The organism is Agrobacterium fabrum str. C58, assembly GCF_000092025.1.
GTDB lineage: Bacteria > Pseudomonadota > Alphaproteobacteria > Rhizobiales > Rhizobiaceae > Agrobacterium > Agrobacterium fabrum.
Genome location: NC_003062.2, coordinates 2,072,852 through 2,088,301, shown reverse-complemented (window position 1 = coordinate 2,088,301; position 15,450 = coordinate 2,072,852). Strand labels below are relative to the sequence as shown.

Below are 15,450 nucleotides of genomic sequence, written 5' to 3'. Positions count from 1 at the left end.
ATGTTGAGGTCTGAAACCGCACGCCGTGATGGCGATATCCGGTTGTCTTTCGAATTTTTCCCGCCCAAGAATGCCGAGATGGACGCCCAGCTCTGGGAAACGGTTGCCGAGCTGAAGAAGTGGGATCCGGATTTTGTGTCCGTCACCTATGGCGCTGGTGGTTCCACCAAGGCGCCGACGCTGGATGCCGTGCGCCGGATGATCGGTGACAGCCATCTGCCGACCGCTGCGCATCTGACCTGCGTCGACGCCAGCCGTGATGATGTGCATCAGGTCATCGAAGAGTTTCGCAACGCCGGCGTTCGCCATTTCGTGGCGCTGCGTGGCGATCCCTCCACTGGCATTGGCACGGCTTACCAGCCGCATCCGGAAGGTTACGAGAACGCCGCAGCGCTGGTGAAGGGGCTGCGCGAGATCGGCGATTTCGAGATTTCCGTTTCCGCCTATCCGGAAAAACATCCTGAAAGCGCAAGCGAGACGGTCGATATCGACATGCTGAAGCGCAAGGCCGACAATGGTGCGACCCGGGCGCTGACCCAGTTCTTCTTCGATAATGACGTCTTTGAACGCTACATGGAGCGTGTGACTGCGGCAGGCATCACCATTCCGGTGGTTCCGGGCATCATGCCGATCCAGAACCTGACCCAGCTCAAGCGTTTCGCCGGCCGCTGCGGCACCAGCGTTCCCAGATTTCTGGATGAGCGTTTCGAAGGCTATGACGAGGATCTGGAAGGGCGTGCCCGCGTGGCCGCTGAAGTTGCGGCCGAGCAGATCGCCGATCTGCAACGGCGTGGCTTTAACGAGTTCCACCTCTACACCATGAACCGCGCTCCGCTGGTCGACGCGGTGCTGGAAAATCTCGGGCTGCAGCGCCTGCGCCGCAGCGCCGCCTGACGCCGGAAAGCCGATTACCGACATGAAAAAAGCGCAGGTCCCTCGGGGCCTGCGCTTTTTAAATTCGTGTCATCTACGGTTCTTAACTGCGTTTGGTCTTCACGTCGCGTCAGATGAAAAGCATCATCGCTACGAACAAAAACGCCAAACCGACTGCCAAGGCATTGAGAGATTTTGTAAGTCCCATGGGTGCCTCCTGTTGTTGACAGGTTCGATAATATGACCGTTTTGTGGCACTTGAAAAGCGGTTTCTGTGATGCGGTGCAGCACGGCTTGGCGCCTATTAAAAAAGTGACTTCTGTAATATATTGAAAATAAATGATTATTTATCTATCACGCAGTGCTTCATATCTTTAAAAAAGTAAATGACCGGGGTGTTATCCCCAGTCACCCGGTCGAGATTAACAGTTTGCGCCTTGATTCCGGCCGATAGATTAAAGGCCCGGTAGTGCGATTAACCCAGGTTAAAGCGCCTGGAGAAGTGCCTGGGTCGGCCATCCGTCTGCGGGCATTCCGAGGCGCTGCTGTTCCTTCTGGATAGCGACGCGGGTGCCGGAACCGAGAATTCCATCCACCTTGCCGACATCGTGGCCACGCGCTTCAAGCTTGGTCTGCAACTCTTTCATCGTGGCATCATCGAAGCCCGGATCGGGATTGCCCTTGTTATAGACCGGCGCGCCCATCAGGCGGTTGGCGAAATAGGCGGCCGAGGTCGTGTAGATAAACGACTGGTTCCATTCCAGATAGATATTGAAGTTGGGATAGGTAATGAAGGTCGGTCCCTTGCGGCCCTGCGGCATGATAAGGGCCGCGGGTAGGGAGGCAAAATTTTTATTGCCGTCGCGTGGGGTCACGCCAAGCGCAAACCAGTCGCCGGCGGTCAGGGACCCGCCAAGGCCGGATTTTTCCCAGGGCAGGTTTTCCGGTACGGAAACTTCCTGCATCCAGGGTTCGCCCTTCTTGAAGCCGAGGTGCTGGATAAATTTCGCGGCTGTCAGGATCGCATCCGGGGCGCTGTCCTTGACGTTGATATGACCGTTGCCATCACCATCGACACCAAAGGCGATGATGTCCTTGGGCAGCATCTGCACCTGGCCGATTTCGCCGGCCCATGCGCCCGTATTGGTGGCTGGGTCGAGATCGCCGTGCTGGACCATTTCGATCAGCGCCAGCAGCTGCGGGCGGAAAAGTTCCGGGCGGCGGCAATCATGCGACAGGGTCACCAGTGCGTTGCGGGTGTTGAAATCGCCCTGAACGGCGCCGAAATCGGTTTCCATGGCCCAGAAGGCGGCGATGACGCCGGCCGGTACACCGAACTCATTTTCGGCGCGGGCGAAGGTGGAGGAGAGTTCCTGCAGCTTCTTGCGGCCGATATCGAGACGCGCCTGGCTGACGGTGCGCTGGGAGAATTCCAGGAAGGTCTGGCGGAAGACGCCCTGGGCGCGGTCACGCGAAAGCACTTTCGGGTCAATCTGAGCGCCGGCCAGCGCCTTTTCGATGGCAGCGGCTGGAACGCCCTTGGCAACGGCCTCGGCCTTCACGCCCTCGAGAAATGCGCCGAGATCACCACCACAGGCAACCTGCTTTGGATCGTCAGGCGAAGCCACAGGCGGCGTGGCAAGGGCGGAGCCGGCGGAGAGAAGCGACAAAGCGGCGGCAAAAACGATGCTGCGCGACCGGAAGGTGGGCATGGGGAATTTCCTCGATAGGTTGTTGGCCCGCTTTACCCATATGTTTGCGACAAAAAAACGGACCGGACGATCTGGCGTTGCAGAACAACGCCGATTTTTCGAAAGTGTTGCTTCTTGGCCGCCTTATTTGGCGGAAGCAATCCATTTTCGCCAGTTTTTCTCACTTCCGGCAAATACATTGATGTCGGTGGGGCCGTTCACGCCGGGTACGACGCCGGTTGCGGTATATTGCCAAAAGGCCCATTTCCGGTCTTCGTAAATCTTGGCCGGATGGGCGGCGACGGAACGCACCCAGAAATGGTAGTCCTTGAACTGGCCGACGAGATTGTCACGGTGGAAATCGACCGAGGTATAGATGATCGGGCGCTTCCCATAATGGGCCTCGAGGCGGTCGAGGAAGCGCTGCATTTCGGCGCGCACGATACCCGGGGCAGGGCGGGTCTTGCAGGTGGGGGAGGAAGGATTCCACTCCACGTCGAGAACCGGCGGCAGGGTGACGGCTTCTTTCGGCACGTTGCTGATGAACCAGTCGGCTTGAGCGTCCGCCGTCGAACAGAAATAATAGAAGTGGTAAGGCGCATGCAGAATATTCGCCGAGGCCGCGCTGCGCCAATGGTCACCGAATTTCGGATCGATACGGTCCGACCCTTCCGTTGCCTTGATGAAAACGAAGGAGACGCCGGATTTGCGCACGGTTTGCCAGTCGACATCGCCATTCCATTTGGACACGTCGATGCCGTGTACCTCATGGCGGTGCGGGTTGTTGACGCCGAAATCCTGCGGGTCGGTATCGGAGAATTTCGGCCTGGAAACGGATGCGGTTTCCAGCAGGTCGTAACTGGTGGACGTGCAGCCGCTGACCAACAGCAAAGCCGACAATAGTGCCGAAAAACGCAGCCGCATTGGAACCCTGATGATTATTGTTGCCCATCCCGCGGCCGCAAAACGGCGCGCCGTATCTCCCGATTTACGCATAACATGGTAAACAAACTGATATGGCAAGGGGGAGCGCGTTTTTTGCACCTCGCAAGTTGCTGGATTCCAAGCGATTTGCGGTTTTAGTGCGGAGATTGGGCCCGACAGAAGCCTTGAGGACGATGCCGCATGGGGTCGGTCGGGTTTCTTAATCCGCCGGGAATCAGGCGTCAGCCAATAAGCGGTGGATCTTCGGCTGCGGGGCTTCGGCAACCGGAAGCGTGATGACAGCCCGCCATGCGTATCCCCTCGCGATTTCCTCGAAGACGAGATTCCCGTCGAAACGGCCGGCCATATTGGCGAGAACGTAACGGAGATTTGCGCGGGGCGTAACGTGAAAGCGGGTGAGCCAGGCTTGAAGAAGCGTGCGGAACCACTTCGGCAACTGTTCCTGCTGGCCGAAATCGACGATATGCAGCGAACCGCCGGGTTTCAGCGCCGCGAGCGCCTGTTCGATCGCTTTTTCCCAGTCCGGTATCATCGACAGCGCATAAGGGATCATGACGCGGTCGAAGCCATCGGGCTGGCCGAATTCCGAAGACCGGAAAGCGGTGGCATCGGCGACACGCAGAATGGGTCGCTCCGCTTTGCCGGCAAAATTCTCGGAGGCGGTCAGCAGCATTTCGGCTGATATATCGAGGCCGAAGAGTTTGGCGTCGGGAAACCGGCGGCTGGCCAGCAGCAGGTTGCGGCCGGTGCCGCAGCCGATTTCCAGCAGCGTGCCGCCCTTTGGCACGTCGAGGCCGGAAATGGTCCGGTCACGGCCCAGAAGATAATATTTGCGGGTGATATCGTAGATATGGCGCTGGTGGCGATACATGCGGTCCATCAAGCCCGCATGCGCGCTGTCTGCAAGGCCGACATTCTCGCCGATGGTTTTCATGCCATAGCCCTCTGGTAGATATGGAAGCCGCCATAAATGGCCGAGCGGTCCATGGCGTTGAGTTCGTTGGAGCGCTCTTCGAGATAGACCCACTGGTTGCGGATGTCGGGCGAAAGCCGGCCCTCGATAACGCTCTTTTCGGCCGCGGTGCGGAAGATGACGCGTGCCCCGGATGCGGCAGTGCGGCTGATCTGCGACCATAACTCGTTGAGCTGCACATCCGTCATCCAGTCCTGCGCATCGAGCAGGATATAGCGGTCGACGCCATTTGCCGGCTTGCGGGAAAGCAGCTCGGTATAGGTGGCGTGATGCACCGCGACGCGCGCGGTGTTGTTGCGGATCTTTTCGTAATATTCCGGCTTGAGATAAGCGGGCAGGGCACCCTCATGCGGCTCGGGATAACGGCGCGCAAAGGCCTGCCAGGCGAAATAATTGTCGCTGAGCGGGAAGTTGCAGGCAAGCTTTTCCAGCCGCTCCTTGAGGACGGAGGCAACCGTGCCGTCGCTGGAAAGGCTTGCCAGCTCGTCATACTGGCGCGGCGGAATGCCAAGGCCGAAAAGCGAGCTCTTGCGCTTCGTCAGCCAGCGCACCACCGGCTTGTCGAAAAGCGGCGCGACCTTGCTGTCAAAAAACTGGCGCTGTTCGTCCAGCGTCCGGGTCTTGGCCATTTCGGTGAGTTTCACGCCGTGCAGGCGGGCCATGATGTGGCCGGCGCCGATGAAACGGCCGAGCAGGCCGGTCCGGTAGATGTTCCTGTCGAACACCGAAATGCGACGGCGGCCGGAAAGGGTGCGCTTCGACCAGTATGCCTTGGTCGTGGCATCCAGATGCTCGGCGATGAAACGGTCATAACCGACGCTGTTGCTGCGGGTGCCGGCGCGGCCGAAGTGGCGCACCACATCCTGATGGGCGGGCAGATGGCGGAAGGCAGCGAGCTTCAGCTTGTTCAGCGCGATGTGGTGCGGGTTGAGGTCCACCACATCGATGCTGGCCGGGTTGCGCGAGAGATAGGCCAGCATGTTGCAGCCGCCGGAGCCGATGGTGACGATGCGGTGGCCTTCGCCAAGCTCCATCGCTTCCATGTCGATCTCGGGGTCTTCCCAGATCTGCGGATAGACGAGGCCGGAAAAGAGGACGCCGAAAAACCGTTCGGACAGGCCGCTTTTGGAGAGTGCCTTGTGCTGGAGCAATGCGGACTTCAGTTTCGTGTTTTTGCTGAAGCCGGTCTTGGGTGCCGCACTCGTCATATGTTCACCTCTCAGTCGATTGAGAGGCGTCTACAGCCGCCACGCTACAGTTTGATGACAGGGGTTGCTGGCAGAGAGAGCGAAAAGAAAAGACCATTGGAAAACCAGCCCGCACCAGCCCGAGCCGGGCACCAGAGAACGGCGGCGCCGCTGGAAGGCGAGGTGGTCACTGACCACTCAGTCGTCATCCCCGGGGCTATTCCCGAGGTTCTGCAACTGATCGATTTTTTACGGCATGTTTAGATCCCTGGGACGAGCCCAAGAATGACGACAGAAGGGAGCCGCAGCATTTTCAAAAAAGCCGCTCAGCTGCGCGGCGTCTCCAGCACAGGCAGAGGCCGTCAGTTCCGCAGAACGTGCAGCATGCCCTTGCGCTTGGCATCGTAATAATAACCGCGCGCATAAAGGCGGACGGCATTGTCACGGTCGTTACCCGCCACAACCCATGCGCCGCGCAAATATTTGACGGCGTATTTGAGATTGGTTTCGGCATCGAACAGGCCGGAGGCGGGGCCATCGAAGCCCAGGGAGCGGGCCGTGGCATGCCGGATTTGCATCAGGCCGAAATTGCCGCGGCTATAGGCGCCGGGATTGTAGCGGCTTTCGCGCTGCACCACGCGGTGAACCAGATCTTCCGGCACATCATACATGGTGGCGTATTTGGTAATCAGGCCACTCAGCTTTTCGCGTCCCGCCGGTGCGGTTCTGAGCGGTGCCGTCATTGATTCGTTCTGGCGAATTGCGGCGAGCGCGGCATTGGTCGGGCCGGCGGCATAAGCGAGAACCGTGCTGTCCGGTTTCGGCAGCGGGATGACTTTCCGTTCCGCCGTCAACTCGGTGCCGATGGACGGCGAACCGGGTGGTGGCGGCGCGGCCGGGAAGCTGCCCTTGACGGCAGCCACCTGCGGCAGATCGACGGCGGCATTGTGCATGGCCGGTTTTGCCGCCGCATTTGCCGTTTCGATGGCTGCTGCCGCCGGCGTGGTGTGTGTCGGTACAAGTGCCGCGGCCGTGGTCGGCGCGGCTGTCGTTGCTGCGGCTCCAGCCACTTCGGTCGGCTGCTGCATCTGCGTGGCGATGGCTGCGGCGGCTGCAATTTCGGAGGCAGGCGGCAGCGCCACGCGTCCGCCCTTGACGGCGACGGCGGTGGGAAGTGCTGCTGCTTGAGAAGAGGCTGCGGCGTCGGCGGTCTGAACTGCCGGTGCTGCCGGGGTGGCGCCCGCTACGGCTTCAGCCGTCGCTGGTTGCGTCGATGTCTGGGCCGAAGAGGTAGAGGTAACTGTTGCAATTTTCGGGCCGTTCGGCCCTTCCTTCGCGGCATATTCGACGCTGGTGCATGCGCTTAGTGCCAGTGCCAGACCCACCGTGGAAGACAGAAGAAGTGCACTTCTTCCGCGGAATTTGCCCGAATTTCGCATGTTGCCGCCTTCGTTATGCCTGTCTCTCGATACCCCCGCGTCAAGCGAAGCAGGCAGTGTCCCGTCGCGCCTTCATTAACCTATTGTAAGGAAAGCGGCAAGCGGGGACGTGGCGCCCCGGCTTTCAGGTGGATTTTCAGGCCGCGATGCGCCTGTATCCGGCGCTGACGGCGCGGCCGGAAATGAAGTGGGTGCGGTATTTCGGCCGGATTTTTTTATCGCCTGACATGCGGCGCACCAGCGCGAGTGTCTGGCCGGCGAGCATCGCCTGCGCTGCCAGAATCACACATGTCAGAATGAGGATAGCGGCCTGTGCCATGGCGAGCGTTTCAACGGCATTGCCCGTGGTGGAAACGAATTGCGGCAACATCGCAAGGAAAAAAGAGAAATAGCGCGGGCGCAGGGCGGCAACGGCGTAACAATCTCGGAAAATGCCGCTCCAGGATTTGCCCGGCAGATTGTCATTGTCGGCATTGGCCGCCTGGGCTGCGGGCGTTGCGAAGGTCCATAACACGAACAGCATCAGCCAGCCGATGCCTGCCCATTGCACGATTTCCAAGAAAGATTGCGGCAGATAGACGAGACCGGCCACCGGAATGGCGGAAATCGTCATGGCCGTGACGACGCCAAGCGCGCCGCCGCCGACGGAGGGGAAGATCGTCTTCCTGCCGCGAATGGCCGCATAAGAGGCGACAGAGAATACAAGGGGAGAGGGGAGTGCGAACACAACGGCACATGCTGCACAGAAAATCAGCCACGCCTGTCCAGACATTCTCTTCCTCCTTGCCCTCCCTGTCACCGCGTTATTTTAGCCTATCGTAAAATCAGGCCGCTGTGAACGGCTGACCGACGTGTTCCATCACTTCGGTAAACCATTTTGCAGAGAGGTCGAAATGCTTTCCGCCCTTGATACGCGGAAACTCGATGGTCCGCAATTTGCCATTCTGGTCTTCGTCATGACCGGTGACCCCGGAGACCTTATTGAGCGCGCTTTCGACCGCCAGATCGACCATGCCCTGGATGAGGCGAAGATCGTCGCCATTGGCGGGCGCGGAGCGGGCGAAATAGCCCGACTTCTGCACCATGGAGCGCTCGGCGCCGATGAGGCCGGCGAACTGCTTCTGGAACCAGCCGCCAACATTGATGGTGTCGATCTTCACATGGCCGAAGGCATCGCGCTTGACGGCTTCGCCAGCAGCTTCCCGCTCGGCGACGATGGCGTCGAGGCCCGCACCTTCGGAAACGAACAGCGTGACATAGCCATGTTTGTCCATGACCTCTTTGAGGCGCTCGGCTTCCGCCTCGATGTCGAAGGCCATTTCCGGCAGGTAGATGCCGTCGATGTTCTTCATCTGCGTGTTCATCATCAGGCCTTCGACATAGTCGTTGCCGCGGGTTTTCTGGATATAGGCGCGGGCGGTGGCGGCGGTCAGCCAGCCGCAATGGCGGCCCATGACTTCGTGGATGACGAAGGTTTTCGGTGCCGCGCTCTGCTCGTTGCTGACATTGTCGAAGAAGGCAGCACCGACTTCCGCGGCCGTCCAGGCGCCGAGCGACTGCTTGATCGGCACGACGTCATTATCCACCGTCTTCGGCAGGCCGACGACGGTGAGGTCATATCCGTTGGCGCCGAGATAGGCGGCAAGGTCCGCGGCGGTGGTGTTGGTGTCGTCGCCACCGATAGTATGGAGAATGGTGATGCCGTCAGCCGCCAGCCGTTCAGCGGCGACGCGCAACGGATTGTCGCCTTCCTTGACGAGGCCGCGCTTGGCGCAATCGGCGGCATTGGTCAGCTTGACGCGGCTGTTGCCGATCGGCGAGCCGCCGTAACGATGCAGTAGATGCGCCTTTTCGCGCATATCCTTGGTGATCTCGATACGCTCGCCCAGAAGCACGCCCTGATAACCGGAGCGGTAAGCGATGATGTCGATTTCAGGCGCGATGTCGCTATAGCGCTCGATCAGGCCACCCACGGCCGAAGAGAGACAGGGCGCGAGGCCACCCGCGGTCAGCATTGCGACTTTCTGTTTCGCCATCATGGCTCTCCTTTTTGCGTATACCCAAAGACATGTCTGGCAAATGGATGCGACAGCCGCGTGTAGGTGTAAAGTGAATTTATGACGAAAAATGCTGATTTCTTGCGGTTTTTCAGCGGCTTGACGAAAGCAGTCGAATATAATCGTTTCAATCCGCATCGGCGTGGCCGTATTGATACCTCCGCCCGCCGCGCCTGTGGAAAACCAAGGTTGCTCCTTTCGCCGCACTCTTGTTCCTGAAGCAAAACTGTCGCAAAGATGAATAAAAGTTAATGCCGACGGGCCGTCCCGCATATTGCATTCGCGGGAATATCCCTTCATGCTTGCCAGCATGATGTTCGATTTCGCCTGTTTGCAAATTTCATCCCTGTGGGAACGGCTGCTCGGCGCAATCGGCGACGCGGCAGGCAATGCGCTTGGGCGCGTTGTCGAAGCCATCCGCACCCTGTTCGAGGGCGACCCGGAAACCCGCCGCAAGGTATCCTTTTCCGTTGCCATCATTGCACTTTCCGCCAAGATGGCGAAGGCTGACGGCGTGGTCAACGATGCCGAGGTTCGTGCCTTCCGGCAGATTTTCGATTTCCCGGACGAAGAAGCCAAGAACGTCGCCCGTCTTTATAACCTCGCGCGTCAGGACGTCGCCGGTTACGAGGCCTATGCGGAGCGGCTCGCGGGTCTGTGCGGTTCGGGTCATGCCAATTGCGAGATGCTGGAAAGCGTCATCGACGGCCTGTTCCACATTGCCAAGGCCGATGGCCTGATCCACGAGCGGGAACTGGCCTTCCTCGGCCGTATTGCGGAAATCTTCCGTATCACCGAAGATCATTTCGAAACGATCATGGCGCGGCATGTGCACATGGACGGTCGCGATCCTTACCGTGTCCTCGGTGTTTCACCTTCGGACGACTTCCTGGATATTCGCAAGCGTTACCGTTCGCTGGTCGCCGAGCACCATCCGGACAAGCTCATTGCGCGCGGCGTGCCGATGGAATTGCATGCTGCTGCAAATGAGCGTATGGCGGCTCTCAACGCCGCCTATGCGGCCATCGAGAAAGAACGCCGCGTCGCATGAAAGAATGTCTGCCGGATTTTGCCCCGGATTTCGGGGGCGCAGCCGTTGCGCCTTCGCCTAACCATGGCGAAAGACTTGGCGTGGCCGGCCCCGATATCATTCTTCTCCACTATACCGGCATGACGACTGCGGATGGTGCCCTTTCGTGGCTCCGCAATCCGGAAAGCCAGGTTTCCAGCCACTATTTCGTCTTCGAGGATGGGCGTGTCATCCAGCTCGTGCCGGAAAGCCGCCGTGCCTGGCATGCGGGAAAAAGCTCCTGGGCAGGGGATGAGGACATCAATTCCCGCTCCATCGGCATAGAAATCGCCAATCAGGGTCACCCCGGCGGACTGCCGGAGTTTCCCGAGGCGCAGGTGGCAGCCGTCATCGAATTGTGTCGCGATTGCGGCCGGCGCTGGTCTATCGCCCCGGAAAGGGTGCTTGCCCATTCGGATGTCGCGCCGATCCGCAAGGTCGATCCGGGCGAAAAATTCCCGTGGGACATCCTGTCGCAGCACGGCGTCGGCCACTGGGTGGAGCCCGCGCCGATCCGCGGCGGACGCTTTTTCCAGCGCGGCGACCATGGACAGCCGGTCGAAGCACTGCAATCGATGCTGTCCATCTATGGATATGGCGCTGAAATTACAGGCGCTTATTGCGAAAAAACGGAAGGGGCCGTGGCTGCCTTCCAGCGACATTTCCGCCCCGCTCTCGTGGATGGCATCGCGGATTTTTCCACCATCGACACGCTGCACCGGCTGATCTCCAGCCTGCCGAGATTTTCGGCCGCCTGAGCGCGGATTCTGGAAAAGCATTCCCGTTTTTCCAGCGCCTCCAAGTCGCTTTTTTGTTGTGCCACAGTTAATCCGCATTGAGGAAGTCTAAGAACGGCACTGTATGCGGTGACGTTCTTCAGGGGAGCCTGCCGTCAATATCAATGAAGGAGACCGGACAGCGGAGCGTCGTGATCGACTTTCCGGGCCCAAGCTGTTTGTGCCATTTCACTGTTTCTGTCATCCGATCTGGAGACTTTTTCTACATATGAACAGGTTTGTTGTTGCTGTCGTGGCGGGCGTTGTTGCGCTCGCTTCGCAGGCGGGGATTTCTTTTGCCAAAGATGAGGACGTCAAGACCAAGACCGTGACGCTGGAGACCTTCGTGCGCAAGCCCGGTTATCCCATTCCCGAAAAAAGCCTGCCTGCCTCTCTCAAGAACGGCTATTCCGATCTGATCGTCAAATATGCCAAGCGTTACGGCGTTCCCACTAACCTGGCGCATGCCGTGGTTTCGGTGGAAAGCAAGTTCAACCCCAAGGCCCGTGGCAGCGCCGGCGAGGTCGGGCTAATGCAGATCAAGCCGGCAACGGCGCGGATGATGGGTTTTCGCGGCGCGACCAAAGCGCTCTACGATCCCGAGACGAATATTCGCTGGGGCATGCAATATCTGGCGACGGCGCATCAGCTTGGCGGCGGCGAAGTGTGCAGCACCATCCTGCGTTACAATGCCGGCCACGGTGCCACCCGCATGAACCCGGTCTCCAAGCGTTATTGCGGCAAGGTGCAGGCATTGCTGGCGAGCTGAGGCCGGCATCGATCATCTGCGAAATTGCGAAAAACGATTCCGGTTCGGGTCGGCATGCTGTAGTCAGAAACAAATCTGATACGGAGCATGACATGCCGGATTTCAAATATATCGTGGTCGGGGCCGGGATGATGGGAGCGGCCGCGGCGCGGCATCTTTCGGTGCAAACGGATGGCGTGGCGCTGATCGGGCCGGCCGAACCGGCTGATCGCAAGACACATCAGGGTGTATTTTCAAGTCATTACGACGTAGCGCGTATCACCCGCGGTTTTGACGGCGATCCGGTCTGGGCCGAACTCGCGTTGCGTTCGATCCGGCGTTACGCCGAGATAGAGGCGAAAAGCGGCATCCGGTTCTTCACCGAAGCGGGCTGCCTGTTCACGGGCAACGGCAAGGGGCTTGCGGGAGACTATGTATCGCGGGCGCTTTCCTCGGCAGATCGTCTCGGTCTTGGCGTGGAAACGCTTGGTGCTGAAGCGCTGGCAGGACGGTTTCCGATGTTTGCGCTGCCTGCCGATCATGGCGGGAGCTTTGAGGCCCGCAATGCCGGCCACATCAATCCACGGGCGCTGGTGAAAGCGCAATGCGCAATCGCCGAAGCGCAGGGCGGCCGGCTTGTGCGCGAGACGGCGGCGCATATTCGCGATACCTCCCGTAGCGTCGAGGTCATGACGCGGGAAGGGGCCACCTATACGGCGGAAAAGGTCATCGTCGCGGCGGGCGGTTTCACCAATATGGCGGCGCTTCTGCCGTCACCGGTCGATATGGCGGCGACGGGCCGCACCATCGTGTTCTTCGAGCTGGATGAAGCACGGCAGGCGCTGTTCAGCGCGATGCCCTCGACGATCGTGCTGGCGGAAACCGAGGACGATATCGTCTATATCCTGCCGCCAGTGCGATATCCCGATGGCAAGGTCTATCTGAAAATCGGTGGCGAAAGCGAAAAGGGCAGGCTTGAAACGCTGGTCCAAGCGGTCGACTGGTTCCACTCGGACGGCACGCCCGATGAGGTGGAGTTCCTGACGAAAAAAGCCCTGTCGCTGATGCCGGCGCTGGCCGGCTGCCCGGTCACATCAGGATCCTGCGTCGCCTCCATCACCTGCAGCGGTTATCCCTATATCGGCTATACGCAATCCTCCAATATTGCGGTTCTGACCGGCGGCAATTTCGTTTCCGCCAAGTCTTCGGATGAGATCGGGCGACTGGGCGCGCAACTGCTTCTCAATGGCCAGCTGACCGAGGATGAGTTCGCCGCCGAAATGTCGCCGGTTTTTGTCTGACATTCTCCATGCAGGCAGCTACAAGAATGCGGGTGAACGGAACAGGTAAAGAGGGCGGCATGTCGGGACATTTCAACTATATCGTCGTCGGTCGCGGCATGATGGGTGCGGCCGCTGCCCGCCATCTGGCGGAAACGGTGGACGGCGTGGCCCTGATCGGTCCCGGCGAGCCTGCCGATATAAAGTCGCATCAAGGCGTTTTCGCCAGCCATTACGATGAAGCGCGGATTACTCGCACCATCGATGGCGATCCCGACTGGGCCTTGCTCGCCAACCGCTCCATCGCGCGTTATGCCGATATTGCCGCACGTAGCGGTGTCGAGTTTTACGCGCCGGTCGGCTGCCTGATGGTGGGGCCCGAACGGGGCGGTGCCAATCCCTTTGTCGACGATGTTCTCAGGGCGGCGGCTCGGCTCGGCGTCTCCACGGAACTGCTTGGTGATCAGAGTCTGAAAAGCCGCTTTCCCTATTTCTCCTTCGAACCGGGTTGCGAAGGCGTGTTCGAAAGGGACAATGCCGGTTACGTCAATCCGCGCGCTCTGGTGAAAGCGCAGGCTATACTCGCCGAAAAGGCGGGCGTTACGCTGATCGACGATATTGTCGTCTCGACGCGGGAAGAGGATGGCCGCGCCTCGGTCCAGACGGCCTCGGGCGCGGTTTATACCGCAGAACGGGTGCTGGTGGCGGCCGGCGGCTTCTCCATCACCAGGGATTTGCTGCCGCAGCCGGTCGGGCTCGATGTTTATGCCCGTACCGTCGCTTTCTTCGAGATCGATGAAGGAGATCTGGGTCAATATGCGGGCATGCCGTCGCTGATCTATGAGCCGCACGACACCACGAAACATATCTATCTGCTGCCGCCGGTGCGTTATCCTGACGGCAAATTCTATCTGAAAATTGGCGGTGATCCCGATGATAAAAGGGTGGGCAGCGACCCGGAGATCCGCGAATGGTTCCGTTCCGGCGGGCGCGAAAGCGTGCGTGATCACCTTTCGGAGATTGTCGGAACACTGGTGCCTTCCGTTGATCACTCTCGTGTCTCGATGGCCGCCTGCGTCGTCTCCAAGACAAAGAGCGGCTATCCGGCCATCGGCTTCACCGCGTCACCGCGTATTGCGGTTCTGACCGGCGGTAACGGTACGGCGGCCAAGAGTTCCGATGAGATCGGGCGGCTGGGTGCTGCGCTCCTGCGGGACGGAAAAATCGCAGATGATGCCTTCTCGACGGATTTCAAACCGGAATTTCTTTGATCTTTCCGTCGCTTTTCGGTGGCTTTCGCTGCGGAACATGGTTATGCAGCCCATGCCAGTTGGCCGGGCAGCCGCGCTCTACCAATGTCGAAAGACGGTAAGGTGAGGAAAGTCCGGGCTCCACGGAAATACGGTGCCGGATAACGTCCGGCGGGGGCGACCCCAGGGAAAGTGCCACAGAGAGCAAACCGCCATGCCTTGCATGGTAAGGGTGAAAGGGTGGGGTAAGAGCCCACCGCGCCGCTGGTGACAGTGGTGGCAAGGTAAACCCCACCGGGAGCAAGACCGAATAGGGATGACACGGGGCGGGCGAAAGCCTGTTCACAGCCGGTTTCCGGGCCCGTCATCCGGGTGGGTTGCGAGAGGCGGCATGCAAATGCCGTCCCAGATGAATGGCTGCCACGTTCCGGGTCAAACCGGGGCCATACAGAACCCGGCTTACAGGCCAACTGGCGAATTTTCCTGCCGAATTTTTCGGCGGGGCTCACCCCTCGATGATATGGGGAACGTAGCGGGAGAGATTTGCGGTGATGGGCGACACGTCCTCGCGAATGCCAAGTCCGCAGGATCGATCGCCGACGATCCAGCTTCCCAGCACTGCATATCCGAACTCGCTCTTGAACAATGGTGCGTAGGCCTGAAAAACATACCCCTCTTTGCCATAACTGCCGGGGGCCGATAAAATTTCGCGTCGGTTTCGGTAGAGGCTGACATTTTCACCTTCACGCGAGAGAAGCGGCTTCACCACGTAATCCTGTAATTCGTATATTTCAGGATCGTCGGGAAAGAAGCTGGGGAGCAGATTCGGGTGATTGGGATGCCGTTGCCAAAGCATGGGCAGCAGGCCTTTGTTCGATAGCAGGGCTTTCCAGGCTGGCTCGATGAAAATGCCGCTTTCCGCAGGCAGATTTGCGGCAAAGGATTCCCGTAACATGAATTCCCAGGGATAAAGCTTGAAGCAGCGCTCAATGACGCGGCTTTGAAGGTCAGCGTAACGCCCGCTCGCATCGATGCCGATGTCCCTGATATCGAGAAATTGGGCGCGGTGGCCAGCCTGAATGGCGCAGTCCATTAGGTAAATTGTCGTGCCGCAATCTTCGGCGCTGTCGCTCACCGCTGCGAAATGGAAAATCGGGGGTGC

13 protein-coding genes, 1 other RNA gene and 1 pseudogene are annotated in these 15,450 nt (G+C 59.5%); 7 read left to right on the top strand and 8 right to left on the bottom strand.

The window, feature by feature from the left end; all coding sequences use genetic code 11:
• Positions 1 to 894: a methylenetetrahydrofolate reductase [NAD(P)H] gene (metF, locus tag ATU_RS10365; RefSeq protein ID WP_035255983.1), complete on the top strand. Its 894-nt coding sequence runs from the start codon at positions 1 to 3 to the stop codon at positions 892 to 894.
• 464 nt (positions 895 to 1,358) lie between these two features.
• On the opposite strand, the gene ATU_RS10360 is transcribed toward metF, so the two are convergent.
• The 7 genes from ATU_RS10360 to ATU_RS10330 form a co-directional block, all read right to left on the bottom strand.
• On the bottom strand, positions 1,359 to 2,585 hold the full coding sequence (locus ATU_RS10360) for a lytic murein transglycosylase (RefSeq protein WP_010972073.1): 1,227 nt from the start codon (positions 2,583 to 2,585) through the stop codon (positions 1,359 to 1,361).
• Positions 2,586 to 2,708: 123 nt separating this feature from the next.
• Complete coding sequence (locus tag ATU_RS10355) at positions 2,709 to 3,488, bottom strand: glycoside hydrolase family 25 protein (protein ID WP_006310472.1); 780 nt, start codon at positions 3,486 to 3,488, stop codon at positions 2,709 to 2,711.
• A gap of 235 nt (positions 3,489 to 3,723) precedes the next feature.
• Positions 3,724 to 4,443 (bottom strand): class I SAM-dependent methyltransferase, encoded by a 720-nt coding sequence (locus ATU_RS10350; RefSeq protein WP_035255987.1) that lies wholly within the window; start codon positions 4,441 to 4,443, stop codon positions 3,724 to 3,726.
• On the bottom strand, positions 4,440 to 5,690 hold the full coding sequence (locus ATU_RS10345) for a BtaA family protein (protein ID WP_010972070.1): 1,251 nt from the start codon (positions 5,688 to 5,690) through the stop codon (positions 4,440 to 4,442). Before ATU_RS10345 ends, ATU_RS10350 begins: the two co-directional genes overlap by 4 nt.
• A gap of 341 nt (positions 5,691 to 6,031) precedes the next feature.
• Positions 6,032 to 7,108 (bottom strand): lytic transglycosylase domain-containing protein, encoded by a 1,077-nt coding sequence (locus tag ATU_RS10340; protein ID WP_010972069.1) that lies wholly within the window; start codon positions 7,106 to 7,108, stop codon positions 6,032 to 6,034.
• A 136-nt stretch (positions 7,109 to 7,244) separates the two neighbouring features.
• Positions 7,245 to 7,880: a LysE family translocator gene (locus ATU_RS10335; protein ID WP_010972068.1), complete on the bottom strand. Its 636-nt coding sequence runs from the start codon at positions 7,878 to 7,880 to the stop codon at positions 7,245 to 7,247.
• 52 nt (positions 7,881 to 7,932) lie between these two features.
• The gene (locus tag ATU_RS10330) at positions 7,933 to 9,144 is read right to left on the bottom strand and encodes a pyrophosphate--fructose-6-phosphate 1-phosphotransferase (protein ID WP_010972067.1); all 1,212 of its coding nucleotides are present in this window, start codon (positions 9,142 to 9,144) and stop codon (positions 7,933 to 7,935) included.
• Between the two features lie 331 nt (positions 9,145 to 9,475).
• Here ATU_RS10330 and ATU_RS10325 point away from each other — a divergent pair, with 331 nt between their 5' ends.
• The 6 genes from ATU_RS10325 to rnpB all read left to right on the top strand — a co-directional run bounded on the left by ATU_RS10325 (position 9,476) and on the right by rnpB (position 14,766).
• Positions 9,476 to 10,216 carry a J domain-containing protein gene (locus ATU_RS10325; RefSeq protein ID WP_035214648.1) on the top strand — a complete coding sequence of 247 codons (741 nt, stop codon included), beginning with the start codon at positions 9,476 to 9,478 and terminating at the stop codon, positions 10,214 to 10,216.
• Positions 10,213 to 10,992, top strand: coding sequence for an N-acetylmuramoyl-L-alanine amidase (locus ATU_RS10320; protein WP_010972065.1), 780 nt, complete (start codon positions 10,213 to 10,215; stop codon positions 10,990 to 10,992). The genes ATU_RS10325 and ATU_RS10320 overlap by 4 nt, the downstream gene beginning before the upstream one ends.
• 247 nt (positions 10,993 to 11,239) lie before the next feature.
• Positions 11,240 to 11,779: a lytic transglycosylase domain-containing protein gene (locus tag ATU_RS10315; protein ID WP_010972064.1), complete on the top strand. Its 540-nt coding sequence runs from the start codon at positions 11,240 to 11,242 to the stop codon at positions 11,777 to 11,779.
• A gap of 92 nt (positions 11,780 to 11,871) precedes the next feature.
• Complete coding sequence (locus tag ATU_RS10310) at positions 11,872 to 13,059, top strand: FAD-dependent oxidoreductase (protein WP_010972063.1); 1,188 nt, start codon at positions 11,872 to 11,874, stop codon at positions 13,057 to 13,059.
• 59 nt (positions 13,060 to 13,118) lie between these two features.
• Positions 13,119 to 14,309 carry an NAD(P)/FAD-dependent oxidoreductase gene (locus ATU_RS10305; protein ID WP_010972062.1) on the top strand — a complete coding sequence of 397 codons (1,191 nt, stop codon included), beginning with the start codon at positions 13,119 to 13,121 and terminating at the stop codon, positions 14,307 to 14,309.
• A gap of 55 nt (positions 14,310 to 14,364) precedes the next feature.
• Positions 14,365 to 14,766: RNase P RNA component class A (gene rnpB, locus ATU_RS10300), an RNA gene on the top strand.
• Between the two features lie 27 nt (positions 14,767 to 14,793).
• Here the strand turns inward: rnpB and ATU_RS10295 are convergent.
• Positions 14,794 to 15,444 (bottom strand): annotated as a pseudogene (locus tag ATU_RS10295) (glutathionylspermidine synthase family protein); the annotation flags it as partial.
• Between the last annotated feature and the right edge of the window lie 6 nt (positions 15,445 to 15,450).